Raw genomic sequence first — 14414 nt, forward strand, 5'->3', positions numbered from 1 at the left:
GGCGGCTAAGCTGTGGTTGAAAACGGCATGCGGGGTCCCCACTTGCCTTGCTCGAGGAGCCGTCAGCCCAGTATGCGGTGAGCCAATTGACCCAGAAGCGCGCCCTGCTGCTGCGCAATCCCAAGGCGCGGCGAGGCCAGGAGCCGATCACGCCTATGCTCCAGCGCATGCAAAGCGGCGGGCTCGACGTCACCGTGGAAACCTTCGAAGCGCTGCCTGAGATCGCGCGCGATATCGTGCGCCTGCGGCACATGGCCGACCTCGTCATCGTTTGCGGCGGGGATGGCTCGGTCTCTTCGGCGGCGCTGGCTGCGATGGAAAGCGGCCTGCCTCTCGGGATCATTCCGATGGGGACGGCCAACGATCTTGCCCGGACCCTCGAAATCCCGATGGACCTGGTCGGTGCAGCCGATGTCATCATCCGTGGCGAAACGCGCCCGGTGGATGTCGGAATGGTCAATGGGCATGCCTTCTTCAATGTCGCGAGCATCGGGCTGAGCAGCGATCTCGCGCAAAGTCTCGATCCGGAGCTGAAGAAGCGTTTCGGGAGGCTGGGCTATGCATTGGCTGCCATGAAGATCCTGACCCGTGCGTCGCACTTCAGCGCAAAGATCACCGAGAAGGGGCGGACGATCGACGTGGAGACCTACCAGATCGCGGTCGGCAACGGGCGGCACTATGGCGGCGGCAATGTGGTGGAGGAAAGCGCGGAGATCGATGATGGGCATCTCGATCTCTACAGCCTCGAGATGAAGAACCTCTGGAAGCTGGCGCTCATGCTGCGCTCGTTCCGATCCGGAACCCATGGCGCCTGGAGCGAGGTTCGCACGGCGAGATGCGTCGAGTTCGACATCGCGACCAAAAAGCCCATGCCGGTCAACACCGACGGCGAAATCGTCACATCGACACCGGCCCATTTCAAGGTCCATCCGAAGGCCATCTCGATCTTTGCGCCGGCGGCGGGCAAGCCGGGCAGGACGGGGCGGCCTTCGTTGTATCATCGGTGAGTGATTGAGCGTTTGTGCAACACCCCCCTCTGCCCTGCCGGGCATCTCCCCCTCAAGGGGGGAGATTGGCAGCTTTGGTCCCGGCGTTTCTTCTGCCAAGTCAAAAGATTGGCGAAACCGTGTATGACAGCCAATCTCCCCCCTTGAGGGGGAGATGCCCGGCAGGGCAGAGGGGGGTATGACAGTCGCCGTCGCCCAACTCGGCAGTCCCGCCTTTTTCGCATTGCACAATCGGCGCGCCACGGCAAAATACCGGGATGACCGCCGGCCCCCTTCGAATCCTTGTCATCGACGAAAACCGCATTCGCGCGAGCGTCATCGAGGACGGCCTGCGCGAGGCCGGCTATGAGCGCGTCACGACCGTCCGTGACGTCACGGGCATCGCCAGACGTATCGCCGAGGTCGAGCCGGACGTCATCGTCATCGATCTCGAGAATCCCAACCGGGACATGCTGGAGAACATGTTCCAGCTCTCGCGGGTCGTGAAGCGGCCGGTCGCGATGTTCGTCGACAGGTCGGACACCGCTTCGATCGAGGCGGCAGTTGAAGCCGGCGTTTCGGCTTATGTCGTCGACGGGCTGCGCAAGGAGCGCGTCAAGCCGATCCTGGAAATGGCGATCAGCCGCTTCAACGCGTTTTCGCGTATGGCTCGCGAGCTCGAGGAGGCGCGCGGCGAGCTGGAGAACCGTAAACTTGTGGATCGCGCGAAGGGCATATTGATGCGCTCGCGCGGCTTTTCCGAGGAGGCGGCTTACGCGCTTCTGCGGAAAACCGCGATGAGCCAGAACCGCAAGATCAGCGAAATCGCCCAGAGCCTCGTCACCGCCGCCGGGCTGTTGGACGCGGGAGACGGAAAATGAGCGAGCCGCATCGCATTACGGCCGGGTTTCTGCCGCTTCTCGACAGCGCATTGCTCGTCGCGGCGCGGGAGAAGGGGTTTGCCGAGGAGGAAGGCGTCGAGCTCGTCCTTGTGCGCGAGAATTCCTGGGCGAGCATACGCGACCGCCTGGCCGTCGGTCATTTCGATGTCGCCCACATCCTGGCGCCGATGCCGATCGCTTTCAATCTGGGACTCAGCCCGCTCGCGGCCCGAACCATCGCGCCGATGGCTCTCGGGCTCGGCGGCAATGCCGTCACCGTATCGCTCGAGCTGTGGCGATCGATGCAAGGGTATGGCGCGGCCGGCAGCTTCGATCCCGCTTCGACGGGTGCCGCCTTGCGCAAGACGCTGGCAAGGCGCGCCGTGTCGGGTGCCGGCCCGCTGCGCTTCGCCGTGGTCCATCCGCATTCCGGGCACAATTACGAGCTGCGCTACTGGCTTTCCGCCTGCGGCATCGATCCCGACAAGGATGTCGAGATCGTCGTCGTGCCGCCGCCGCTTATGGCGGACGCGCTGGGCTCACGGCGCATCGACGGCTATTGCGTCGGCGAGCCGTGGAATATGGCGGCGGTAGCGAAGGGCGTCGGCCGCATCGCGACCGTCAAATCGGCAATCTGGAGATCCAGCCCGGAAAAGGTGCTCGGGGTCGCGGCAGCCTGGGCCGAAGCTCATCCGCAGGCGCTGACGGCGCTGCTGCGCGCGCTCTATCGTTCGTCCCGTTGGTGCGGGGAGGTCGCCAATCGCGCCGAGCTGGCCGGGCTGCTGGCCGGGCGAGCCTATGTCGACTGCCCTGCCGAATGGCTGCTGCCCGCGCTAAGCGGCATCGTCGCGACCGGCGATGGAAGCGCCGTCGCCGTGCCGGATTTCTTCGTCCCGCACGCGAAGGGCGCCACCTTCCCCTGGAAGAGCCATGCGCTTTGGTTCTACAGCCAGATGGTCCGTTGGAGGCAGGTCGAGGCGACCGCGGGCAAGGAGGCTACGGCACGCGAGACCTATCGTCCGGACCTCTACCGCGCCGCCTTGCGAGATCTCGGCGTGGCGCTGCCCGGCGCCAACGCCAAGGTCGAGGGCGCGCTTGTCGCGCCAACCCCGGTCGGTTCAGCCGGCGCGAGCCTGATCCTGGGACCCGACGGGTTCTTCGACGGCGCGATCTTCGATCCCGATCGGGTCAGTCCCTACATCCAGAGCCAGCGCAAAGCTTTGCCCGGAATTTAGGCGCCATTGTGCGGTGCACAACTGATGTGCATCGTCCGCCTCTATTTTTGACACCGCAGGGAACGCGCGCAAGGGAACGCGCGCATCCGTCTCCCGATGTGATCTTTGATTTCCTTAAGGAAATGCTGCCAGCTCCCCAACTGGCACGGTTCCTGCTTATTAGTCTGCAGGCCCTAAGCCGGGCCGAAGATTTGCGTCCAAAGGCGGGCGCACAAGGCAAAGCTGCCGATCAGGCCAATACGCGATCCCGGATGGACGGACGCGAAAGGCCTGGCCGGCAGCTTTTTTGTTTTCAGCAACGGACCGGCGTCCCTCCCGCGCCGAGTATGGAGCCAAAGATGAGAGAGCCCATTCCAACCGCGATTGTCCGAGATGGGTCGGCGGCCCGGGCGCTGTCGATGTCGACGATAGCTTTCGCCGTTTGCTTCGCCGTGTGGACGATCTTCTCGATCATCGGCGTGACGATCAAAGCCGAGCTAGGCCTCACGGAGACGCAATTCGGCCTGCTGGTCGGCATGCCGATCCTGACGGGCTCCCTGGTGCGTATGGTGCTCGGCATCTGGACGGACCGCTTTGGAGGGCGTCTTGTCTACACGGCCACCATGCTGGCGGCGGCGCTCGCCACCTTCCTGCTCGCCTTCGCTCATACCTACACGCAGATGCTGATCGCCGCGCTCGGCGTTGGGCTCGCCGGCGGTTCCTTCGCGGTGGGCGTGGCCTATGTCTCGCGCTTCTACGCCGCTGGCAAGCAGGGCACCGCGCTCGGCATCTTCGGTGTCGGCAATGTCGGCGCGGCAGTCACCAAATTCGCTGCGCCTTTCGTCCTGCTCGCCTGGGGCTGGCAGAGTGTGGCGCTGGTCTGGGCGGCAGCGCTGGCCGGCATGGCCATCGTGTTCTGGTTCACGACCGAGGACGATCCGGTGATCCGCCAGCGCCGCATCTCCGGCGCCGGCCAGCCGCGCAGCTTCCTGGCCGAATTCGAACCGCTCAGGGACATCCGGGTTTGGCGCTTCGCCCTCTACTATTTCTTCGCTTTCGGCGCGTTCGTGGCGCTGGCGCTGTGGCTGCCGCGCTACCTGATCGGCGTCTATGGCTTCGATATCGCCACCGCCGGCATGATCGGCGCGGCCTATTCGATCCCGGCGTCGATCTTCCGCGCCTATGGCGGCGTTCTGTCCGACCGCATCGGGGCGCGCAGCGTCCTCTATTGGACCTTCGCCGTCTCGGCCGTCGCCACCGCCGTGCTGTCCCTTCCTCAAGCTGACTATTCGGTGCGCGGCATCGACGGCCCCATCGACTTCCATTTCGAGATCGGGCCGACGGCCTTTATCGCCGTCGCGTTCGTGCTCGGCTTCTTCATGAGCCTCGGCAAGGCGGCCGTCTACAAGCACATCCCCGTCTACTACCCCGGCAATGTCGGTGCGGTCGGCGGCCTCGTCGGCATGATCGGCGGTCTCGGCGGCTTCCTCCTGCCGATCGCCTTCGGCATCCTCAACGACCTCACCGGCATATGGTCGAGCTGCTTCATGCTGCTCTTCGTCGTCGTCGCCGCGTGCTTCGCCTGGATGCATCTCGTCATCCGCAGGATGACGCGCCCGGCGCCCGCACCCGCTCTCGCCCCGGCTGCCGAATAGAACCAGGATCAACGACCATGACCGACAGACTTGTCATCATCGGCAACGGCATGGCGCCGGGCAGGATGCTGGAGCATCTGCTCGAAGCCACGCCGGACCGCTACCGGATTACGATCTTCAATGCCGAGCCGCGCGTGAATTACGACCGCATCATGCTGTCGCCCGTGCTTTCCGGCGAGAAGGCGTTCGAGGAGATCGTCATCCATGGCGACGGCTGGTACATCAAGCATGGCATCGTGCTCTATAAGGGCCACAGGATCGTCGCCATCGATCGTGAAGCCAGGACCGTGACCTCCGACCAGGGCGTCACCGAACCTTACGACAAGCTCGTCATCGCCACAGGTTCCGTGCCCTTCATCATTCCCGTGCCCGGCGCGAGCCTCCCCGGCGTCCTCAGCTATCGCGACCTCGACGACGTCAACGCCATGCTGCTTGCGGCGCAGTCGCGGGCAAAGGCCGTGGTCATCGGCGGCGGCCTGCTCGGCCTCGAAGCCGCCGCCGGGCTCAAGGAGCGCGGCATGGACGTGACCGTTCTGCATGTCATGCCGACGCTGATGGAGCGCCAGCTCGACCCCGCCGCCGGCTATCTGCTGCAGAAGGCCGTCGAGGCCCGCGGCATCAAGGTCATGACCAACGCCAATACGAAGGCGATCGTCGGCGAGGGCAAGGTCGAGGGCGTCGAGCTGGCAGACGGTACATTCGTGCCGGCGACGCTGGTGGTCATGGCGGTCGGTATCCGGCCGAATGCCGAACTCGCCAGGAACGCGGGCCTCGACGTCAATCGCGGCATCGTCACCGACGACCTTTTGCAGACCTCCGATCCCCACATCCTCGCGCTTGGTGAATGCGCGGAGGTATGCGGTCACGTCTACGGCCTCGTCGCGCCGCTTTACGAGATGGCGCGGGTTGCCGCGGCCAGGCTTTCGGATGGGGCGAAGAGGCGCTTCGTCCATTCCGACACGCCGACCAAGCTCAAGGTGACCGGCATCGACCTCTTTTCGATCGGCGATTTCGCCGATGGCGACGACCGCGAGGAGATCATCCTGCGCGACGCCTCGGCCGGCATCTACAAGCGCGTGATCCTGCAGGACAACAGGATCATCGGAACGGTCCTGTTCGGTGAAACGGGCGACGGCGCCTGGTTCAACGATCTCAAGAAGAAAGCCGTCGACATCTCCGACATGCGCGACACGCTGATCTTCGGCCAGACCTTCCAGGGAGGCGCCCTCGCGGACCCTCTGGCGGCCGTTGCGGCACTGGCGGATGATGCGGAGATCTGCGGCTGCAACGGCGTCTGCAAGGGAGCGATCACAGGGGCGATCGCAGCGAAGGGCCTGACCGAGCTGGACGAGGTGCGCGCCCACACCAAGGCCTCGGCGTCCTGCGGAACCTGCACGGGCCTGGTCGAGCAGTTGCTGAAGCTGACGCTCGGCGACAGCTACAATCCCGCCGCCGTGCAGCCCACGTGCTCCTGCACGACGCTCGGACATGATGATGTGCGCCGGCTGATCAAGGCGAAGAGGTTGAAGACCATCCCGGCGGCCATGCAGGAGCTAGAGTGGAAGACCTCCTGCGGCTGCGCCAAATGCCGACCGGCGCTCAACTACTATCTCGTCGCCGACTGGCCGGGCGAATATGCCGACGACTATCAGTCGCGTTTCGTCAACGAGCGCGTCCACGCCAACATCCAGAAGGACGGCACCTACTCGGTGGTTCCGCGCATGTGGGGCGGCGTCACCTCCGCCAAGGAGCTGCGCGCCATCGCCGACGTGGTGGACAAGTTCGGCATCCCGACGGTCAAGGTCACCGGAGGCCAACGCATCGACATGCTGGGCATCAGGAAGGAGGATCTGCCGGCCGTTTGGGCCGATCTGGGCAAGGCAGGCTTCGTGTCCGGCCACGCCTACGCCAAGGGGCTGCGCACGGTGAAGACCTGCGTGGGATCGGAGTGGTGCCGCTTCGGCACGCAAGATTCCACCGGCCTCGGTATCCGCATCGAGAAGTTCATGTGGGGATCGTGGACGCCCGCCAAGGTCAAGATGGCCGTTTCCGGATGTCCGCGAAACTGCGCCGAGGCGACCTGCAAGGATGTCGGCGTGATCTGCGTCGATTCCGGCTACGAGGTCCATTTTGCCGGCGCGGCGGGGCTCGACATCAAGGGCACGGAAGTGCTGGGCCTGGTCAAGACCGATGACGAGGCCTTGGAGGTGATCGCCGCGCTCGTCCAGATGTATCGCGAGCAGGCGCGCTATCTCGAGCGTATCTACAAATGGGCCAAGCGCGTCGGCATCGACGAGATCAGACGCCAGATCCTGGACGACCTGCCGCGCCGCAGGGCCTTCTTCGACCGCTTCGTCTTCAGCCAGAAATTCGCCCAGGTCGACCCATGGTCGGAGCGCGTTTCGGGCAAGGACAAGCACGAGTTCCAGCCGCTCGAGGCGGTCGCTTTTCAACAGGCTGCGGAGTAGGGCGATGAATTGGTTCACCATCGGGACGATCTACGACATACCTCGGCGGGGGGCACGCTGCATCGCTACGCCGCAAGGCCGGATCGGTGTCTTCCGTACCGCGGACGACCGGATCTTCGCGATCGAGGACCATTGCCCGCACAAGGGCGGGCCGCTCAGCCAGGGCATCGTGCACGGCGTGTCCGTGACCTGCCCGCTGCACAATTGGGTGATCTCGCTGGAAACCGGCCAAGCCGAGGGAGTCGACGAGGGCTCGGTCGGCGTGATCCCGGTGAGGATCGAAGAGGGCCGGATCGCAATTGCGCTCGCCGCCCGGCTCGAGGCCGCGGAGTGAAGGCGATGAACTCGCGGGCGGCAGGGTTTCCCCCTCTCCGTCTCGGCTTCGCCGAGCCACCTCTCCCCCACGCTGCGCGCAGGGGAGAGGAAAGGCGCCAGGTTTGCGGCCGGCGGTTCCTCACCCCCACGAAAGTGGGGGAGAGGTGGCTCGGCGAAGCCGAGACGGAGAGGGGGACCTGTCCTACGCACGGCCAGGTTCTTCATTCTCCACAATCGACCACCGAGGAGTCGCAGCGCCATGGCTGACCATCGCGCGGCGCCTGCCGAGGTGAGGACGACCTGTCCCTATTGCGGGGTGGGTTGCGGCGTGCTGGCCAAGGTCGCCGCGGATGGTGCTGTTTCGGTCCGCGGCGACCCCGATCATCCCGCGAATTTCGGCAGGCTCTGTTCCAAGGGCTCGGCCCTCGCAGAAACGGTGGGGTTGGAAGGGCGATTGCTCTATCCCGAGATCGACGGAAAGCGCGCGCCGTGGGAGGATGCGCTCGACCGCGTCGCGCAGCGCTTTTCCCGGGCCATCGAAGAATTTGGTCCGGATTCGGTCGGCTTCTACGTTTCCGGGCAATTGCTGACCGAGGATTATTACGTCGCCAACAAGCTGATCAAAGGCTTCATCGGTTCGGCCAATATCGATACCAATTCGCGCCTGTGCATGGCGTCGTCGGTCGCCGGCCATCGCCGCGCCTTCGGCGAAGATATCGTGCCCGGCACCTATGCGGATTTCGAAGAGGCCGACCTCGTCGTTCTCACCGGTTCGAATGCGGCCTGGTGCCATCCGATCCTCTACCAGCGCCTGCTTGCGGCAAGAGAAAAGCGCGGCACGAGGATTGTCGTCATAGACCCGCGCCGCACCGCGACCGCGGACGAATGCGATTTGCACCTCGCGCTCGATCCCGGCACTGACGTCCTCCTGTTCAACGGGCTTCTCGCGCATCTGTCTCGGACGGACGCGATCGACCGGAGTTTCATCGCCGCCAGCACATCCGGTTTCGAGACCGCTGTCGCCGTCGCCACGGCGGATGCGCCGTCGGCCGAGCACGTCGGAAAATGTTGTGGGCTCAATCCCGCCGACGTCAGGCTCTTCTTCGAGCTCTTCGCGGCCAGGGAACGCGTGGTGACCGTCTATAGCCAGGGCGTGAACCAGTCGGCGCATGGCACGGACAAGGTCAACGCCATCATCAACTGCCACCTCGCGACCGGACGGTTGGGTAAGCCGGGCAGAGGGCCGTTCTCCGTGACCGGCCAGCCGAATGCCATGGGCGGCCGCGAGGTCGGCGGGCTCGCCAACCAGCTCGCCGCCCATATGAACTTCGAGACGCCGGGCGACATCGAGCGCGTCGCTCGCTTCTGGAACGCACCCGGCATCGCACGACGTCCCGGACTGAAGGCCGTCGACCTGTTCTGTGCGGCTGGCGACGGACGGATCAAGGCTCTCTGGATCATGGGCACCAATCCGGCCGTCAGTATGCCGGATGCCGGCCGGGTACGGAGAGCCCTGAAGGCCTGCGACTTCGTGGTGGTGAGCGACGTAACCCGCACCGACACGACGCGCTTTGCCGACGTGCTGCTGCCGGCGGCTGCCTGGGGTGAGAAGGACGGGATGGTCACCAATTCCGAACGCCGGATGTCGCGGCAGAAGGCCTTCCTGCCGCGCCCTGGCGAGTCACGCCCGGACTGGCGCATCATCTGCGATGTGGCGCAACGGATGGGATTTGCCGAAGCCTTCGACTTCGACAGCCCCGCCGCCATCTTCCGCGAGCATGCCGCGCTTTCGGGGTTCGAGAATGGCGGGGAGCGCCTGTTCGACATCGCGGCGTTGGCCGGGATCGGCCAAGACGTCTACGACGAATTCGTGCCGCGCCACTGGCCGACGTCGAAGCCCGGCGCAGCCTCGGCGCGGCTTCTCGGCGATGGCCGCTTTCCTACGGGGGACGGCCGTGCGCGCTTCGTGCCGGTCCGCCAGGAGGGCACGGCGCTGGCGGTCGATGCCGCGTTTCCCATCGCCCTCAACACCGGGCGGCTGCGGGATCAATGGCATACGATGACCCGCACCGGGCGCGTGCCGCGACTGGCGGCCAATGCGCCGGAGCCGACGGTGGAACTCAACCCGGCCGATGCGGCAGGCAAGCTCGCCGACGGCGATCTGGTGCGCGTGGCGAGCCGCTACGGTTTCGCGCGGGCAAAAGTGCGCATCACCGAGGCGCAGCGCCCCGGCCATGCCTTCCTGCCGATGCACTGGAGCGGCGGCTATGCAGCCAATGCCGGGGCAGGCACGCTCTCCACACCCATCACGGACCCGTTCTCAGGGCAGCCGGAGCTGAAGCACGTCCCGGTCAGCATCACGCGCGAAGCGGTGGCCTGGGAGGGCGTCCTCGTCACGAGACGGGATCTCAGACCGACCGGCTTCGTGCATTGGAGCCGCCGCGCGGTCGATGGCGGCTGGATCTATGCCTTCTCCGGCACCGAGACGCCCGACCAGGGCATATTGCTCACGCGCAGATTCCTCGATGCCTTCCGGCGCGATCAGTTGCTCGAATATACGGACCGCCGGGGCCTCAGCTACCGTGCGGCGGCAATCGACGAGGACCGCGCCATGGCCGAGGCGCTGCTCGTCGCGCCGCCCGGGCAACTGCCTGCGCGCGACTGGATGGTGCACTTGCTCGCCTCCCGTCAATCGCTTGACCCGGCGGATCGGCTGGCCCTGCTGTCCGGCCGCTCGCCGGCACCCGTGCCCGCCGCCGGGCGCATCGTCTGTTCCTGTTTCAATATCGGCGTCAACCAGCTCGCCGCCGCCGTGGCCGCGGGCTGCGCGACGCTTGACGAGATCGGCGAGCGGCTGCGCGCCGGCACGAACTGCGGCTCGTGCCGCTCGGAGATAAGGACAATCATCGATGAAGGTCGCATCCAGGCAGCCGAGTGAGTCGGCTCCGCCCCGCATTCAACCGCTCAGCGTTCTTCCGGTGTTCTTCGATCTCAGAGGAAAGCGCGCCGTCGTCGCGGGAGGGACTGAAGCCGCCGCGTGGAAGGCTGAACTCCTGGCCGCCGCCGGTGCCAAGGTGGATGTCTATGCGCCGGCGGACGAGGTTTCCGGCGAAATGCGCGGCCTCGTCGAGCAGGAGCGGACCGTGACACTTCATGGTCATGTTTGGAATGCGCCCTGCCTAGCCGGCGCGGCCGTGGCGCTGGCGGATGCTGGAGACGACAGGGAAGCGGCTGCCTTCGAAGCGGCGGCCCAGAAAGCGGGAGCCGCCTGCAACGTGATCGACAAGCCGGCTTATTGCCACTTTCAGTTTGGCGCGATCGTCAACAGGTCGCCTGTCGTCGTGGGCATCTCGACCTCGGGCGCAGCGCCGATCCTGGGTCAGGCCGTGCGCCGCCGCATCGAGACCCTGCTGCCTATGTCACTGGCCGAATGGGCGGCGCTGGCGCGCCGGATACGCGATCATGTGTGCGAACGCCTGGCGCCGGGCATCGCCCGCCGCGCATTCTGGGAGAGCTTTGCCGACCGCGCCTTCCGGCCTACGCTGCTTGAGGGCGAACGGTTCACAAGGGAGCTGATCGCGGCCGCGGCCCGAAGCCCATCGGGCCATGTGACCTTCGTCGGAGCCGGGCCGGGCGACGCCGAACTCCTGACGCTGAAGGCGGTGCGCGCGCTCCAGGCGGCGGACGTGATCCTGTTCGATGATCTCGTCTCCGACGAGGTGCTCGAGCTGGCGCGCCGCGAAGCCAAGCGCATCCTGGTCGGCAAGCGCGCCGGGCGCCCGAGCTGCAAGCAGGATGAGATCAACGAGATGATGGTCCGGCTCGCCAAGGTCGGGCGTCGCGTCGTCCGGCTCAAATCGGGCGATCCCATGATCTTCGGTCGCGCGGGCGAGGAGATCGCCCGACTGCGTGCAGCGGGGATCGCGTACGATGTCGTGCCCGGCATCACGGCAGGCTTTGCCATGGCAGCGGCGCTCGGCGTCTCGCTGACGCACAGGGACCATGCCAAGTCGGTCCGCTTGGTGACCGGTCACTCCAAAGCGGGCGGGCTGCCCGGGGATGTGGACTGGCGTGCCGTAGCCGATCCCTCCGTGACAACTATTTTCTACATGGGCGGACGAACGGCAGGCGAGATCGCGACGACGCTCATTGACCATGGCCTGGCGCCCGATACGCCTGTTGTGATCGCGGCCGCGCTCGGCCGGCCGGGGGAGCAGCTCTGGGTCACCGAGCTTTCCGGCATCGAGAGCACGATAGCCAATGTCGAGCCCACCGCGCCGGTCGTCATCGGGGTGGGCGAGGTCTTCCGAGTCGCTTCGTTGGCGTTAGGACATTCACAACCATCTATCTTGGCTGGATGACGATGCGCGACCGGCACCTAGAGCGCCGGCGACAGATAGGTGAACGTCCAGTTCTGAGGCTTCCGACCGCTCTCCCGGCAGCTATCGTCGAGACGCGGCGCATCTCCTCGGATCCGGATCGTCCTGTCATTATCCGAGAAGCTGCCTTCGGCCGTGAAGTCGTGCTTGCCGCAGCGTCGATGGAAAATACGCGTCGTGCAGGAAAGCTTGCTTCCGTCACGCGTGCATGTGAACAGGTTGTCGCCCTTGCGCACGCCGACCTGCTGCATCCCCTTGCGCGGCATCTCGTAATCCATGCTCAGCTTCGCAGCCTCGGTTCTCAAAAGCATCGTCGACCCGTTGTGATCCCAAAGCGTCGCCTGTGCCGAGACAGCCGTCGGCCTCGGCGCCGACGGCCGGTCCGAGGTCGGCGCTTGCGACGACATTCCCCCACGATCTTTCAGCGTCCTCAGCTTTGTTTGAGGATCGAACAGGAAATAGGCCGGCGTGTACCCGTCGGGGTCGACGGCGCTCGTGTCGGCGAGCACTGCCTCCGAGGACGGGATGTCGCCTTCCGCGTCGTTCCGGGGTTCGGCGTCGCCCGCGTCGACACTGGTCGTGTCGGCTCGAAGGAAGAGAGTATCGCCGTAAAGGCGCGCCTCGACGGTGCAGCCGGCGATCCCTTCGATGGCCTCTTCGCTGCGCACGGTCAGTTTGTCGCCCAGTGGGATCGGGTCCGAGGTCTGCTCCGGCTCCGCGTCGAAAGACATGTATCTCGCATAGAGCTGCGAGTCGTCGCGCAAGCGCTGATTGCTGCAGACATGTTCGATCTGCTCTCCGTTATGGCAGCCGGGCGCCTATAGCCTGTCAGACCGATATTCCAGGCCGAAAGCTGGCCGACCCGGTCGATCGTGTAGAATTCGTCCGGGCCGACGCGCAGGAACTCGGCGAGAAGGCTACGCGGGAACAGAAGGGGTTCGCGGTCGAGCAGATCGGCCACGGCCTGCACGCCCTCCCTGTAGGATTTGCCGACCAACGCCGGGTCGACGTTTTGGGTCGCGTTCGGCGCGACATAGGGAGCGTGGAAGCCGAGCTTGGCTGATACATCCAGCCGACGGTAGTGCTCGATATAGCCGTCGCCCGAATGGAGATGCCCACCGAGAAAAATCAGCGCGCAGGCGGAATAGCATTCGGCGAGGGGTTCGAGGACCGAGGCGTAGCTCACCGTGCGAAGCGTCTCTGTCAGGAACGTGATGGCTTCGCTGAAGCTGCCGCCGGGACTGTCCAGGCAAAGCCTCGGTATGTCCTTTCCTCCGAAATAGCTGATTTCGGTCTCCATACGGGGGCGCCTGGCGGGCGCGGAATTCCAATCAACGGCCTGCAGCGCAGCAACCAGATTCGATGCATCGCCGGGCTCGATCTCACCCGAGAGGCGCACATCACATCCGGCCGTTCGCCGGTCGTCGATGCTGGCGGCGTCGGCCCGCATTCCCGTCAGCAGGGCGACCGAGCAAGCAAGGAGCACAACCGCAAAAGGCGCACAGGCGAGCGACATCATCCGTCGGAGCCCGGAAGCGCCCACCGCTCACCTCACCGCCGCGAGAGCTTCGCGGAGCTTGGCCATGTCTTCCGGGTTTGCATTGCCCTCGACGTCATCGATGAATGCTTCCAGGTTTTCATGATTGGTTTCGGGTGCGGCCAGCGCCGGAGCGGCATTTCGGCTGCATGCCCCGAAATCGTAGTTCTCGTCGATCACCTCGCATTTGGGGTCCACCGAAGCCTTGCTCCAGCGCGGGCCGAAGCGTTTCACCGCCTGATACATCAGCCAACTCTTTCTCGCCGGAACACCCGAGGTATCCATGGCCTCGTGGAAGACCTGGTGAACGTCGAGGTAAGGACGCGTTTTCACCTGGCAATAGAAGTCGTGCACGACGGAGGCGTTGCGATACAGGCCGTCGAACGGCCCCCCGATGATCGACCAGAAGAACTGGGGAATGGAAGCGCCATCGACCGTGGTGCCGACCGGAACTTTCCAGGAGAGTCCTTTTGGGTCGACATATTCGAACGGTTCCATGAGGGTCATCTCGCGGCCGTCGGCATTCCAGCGGGCTACCACGTTGCCGACAAAGCGGCCATTCTGTGCTTGCGCGGTCGTCTTCGAGGCAAAGACCACCGGAGCAGGGAGTGTGCAGAGAACACCCGCGACAAAATCCCGTCTTCGCATAGGTATGCGCCTCCACAACTCGCTTAGTTGGGCATATGCGCCTTGACGATCTTCTGGCACTCCGGCGTCAGTTCGTTCAGGTGCTCGGCGAGGCATTCGATGATGCGGCCGCCGCCCGGGTGAACGCCTGGACAGTATTTTTCGAAGTCGGCCTGGCAAGCCTCCCGTTCGGCTGCCGTCTGCGCCAAAGCAACCTCTGGCAAAGCCAGAGTTGCAAGGACAAGTAATGATTTAGAAAGACTCATGTTGGTCTCCGCCGTATGTAGTATGATATAAATGTCAATTTTCCATGATAACATAACTTAAAATAGAACAGGAAGCATCTGGAGGG

At 64.9% G+C, this 14414-nt stretch carries 12 protein-coding genes; 8 read left to right on the forward strand and 4 right to left on the reverse strand.

Translation table 11 applies throughout. The annotated features are described in order from the left end of the window. The first annotated feature begins 86 nt into the window (after positions 1–86). The 8 genes from ACCO56_RS23905 to cysG all read left to right on the forward strand — a co-directional run bounded on the left by ACCO56_RS23905 (position 87) and on the right by cysG (position 11880). A complete protein-coding gene (locus ACCO56_RS23905) occupies positions 87–1007 on the forward strand; it encodes a lipid kinase (RefSeq protein WP_433643387.1) in 921 nt (306 codons plus the stop codon). Between the two features lie 257 nt (positions 1008–1264). Further along, positions 1265–1867 carry an ANTAR domain-containing response regulator gene (locus ACCO56_RS23910; RefSeq protein ID WP_433643388.1) on the forward strand — a complete coding sequence of 201 codons (603 nt, stop codon included), beginning with the start codon at positions 1265–1267 and terminating at the stop codon, positions 1865–1867. Continuing rightward, the gene (locus ACCO56_RS23915; protein WP_433643389.1) at positions 1864–3102 is read left to right on the forward strand and encodes a CmpA/NrtA family ABC transporter substrate-binding protein; all 1239 of its coding nucleotides are present in this window, start codon (positions 1864–1866) and stop codon (positions 3100–3102) included. The genes ACCO56_RS23910 and ACCO56_RS23915 overlap by 4 nt, the downstream gene beginning before the upstream one ends. A 338-nt stretch (positions 3103–3440) precedes the next feature. After that, entirely contained in the window at positions 3441–4736 is a 1296-nt protein-coding gene (locus ACCO56_RS23920; protein WP_433643390.1) for an MFS transporter, read from the forward strand. Between the two features lie 17 nt (positions 4737–4753). Then, entirely contained in the window at positions 4754–7204 is a 2451-nt protein-coding gene (gene nirB / locus ACCO56_RS23925) for a nitrite reductase large subunit NirB (protein WP_433643391.1), read from the forward strand. Between the two features lie 4 nt (positions 7205–7208). Beyond that, positions 7209–7538, forward strand: a complete 330-nt coding sequence (gene nirD / locus ACCO56_RS23930; RefSeq protein WP_433643392.1) for a nitrite reductase small subunit NirD — start codon at positions 7209–7211, stop codon at positions 7536–7538. A gap of 240 nt (positions 7539–7778) precedes the next feature. Continuing rightward, positions 7779–10457 carry a nitrate reductase gene (locus ACCO56_RS23935; RefSeq protein ID WP_433643393.1) on the forward strand — a complete coding sequence of 893 codons (2679 nt, stop codon included), beginning with the start codon at positions 7779–7781 and terminating at the stop codon, positions 10455–10457. Continuing rightward, positions 10429–11880, forward strand: coding sequence for a siroheme synthase CysG (gene cysG / locus ACCO56_RS23940; RefSeq protein ID WP_433643394.1), 1452 nt, complete (start codon positions 10429–10431; stop codon positions 11878–11880). Before ACCO56_RS23935 ends, cysG begins: the two co-directional genes overlap by 29 nt. A 17-nt stretch (positions 11881–11897) precedes the next feature. On the opposite strand, the gene ACCO56_RS23945 is transcribed toward cysG, so the two are convergent. From ACCO56_RS23945 to ACCO56_RS23960, 4 genes are all read right to left on the reverse strand, one after another. Continuing rightward, positions 11898–12629, reverse strand: a complete 732-nt coding sequence (locus ACCO56_RS23945; RefSeq protein ID WP_433643395.1) for a hypothetical protein — start codon at positions 12627–12629, stop codon at positions 11898–11900. After that, the gene (locus ACCO56_RS23950) at positions 12569–13198 is read right to left on the reverse strand and encodes a hypothetical protein (RefSeq protein WP_433643396.1); all 630 of its coding nucleotides are present in this window, start codon (positions 13196–13198) and stop codon (positions 12569–12571) included. Before ACCO56_RS23950 ends, ACCO56_RS23945 begins: the two co-directional genes overlap by 61 nt. A 246-nt stretch (positions 13199–13444) precedes the next feature. Next, entirely contained in the window at positions 13445–14083 is a 639-nt protein-coding gene (locus ACCO56_RS23955) for a DUF1353 domain-containing protein (protein WP_433643397.1), read from the reverse strand. Positions 14084–14106: 23 nt separating this feature from the next. Then, positions 14107–14271: a cysteine rich repeat-containing protein gene (locus ACCO56_RS23960; protein WP_433643398.1), complete on the reverse strand. Its 165-nt coding sequence runs from the start codon at positions 14269–14271 to the stop codon at positions 14107–14109. Positions 14272–14414 lie beyond the last annotated feature (143 nt).

The organism is Mesorhizobium sp. 1B3, from assembly GCF_050958605.1.
In the GTDB taxonomy this organism is placed as follows: Bacteria; Pseudomonadota; Alphaproteobacteria; order Rhizobiales; family Rhizobiaceae.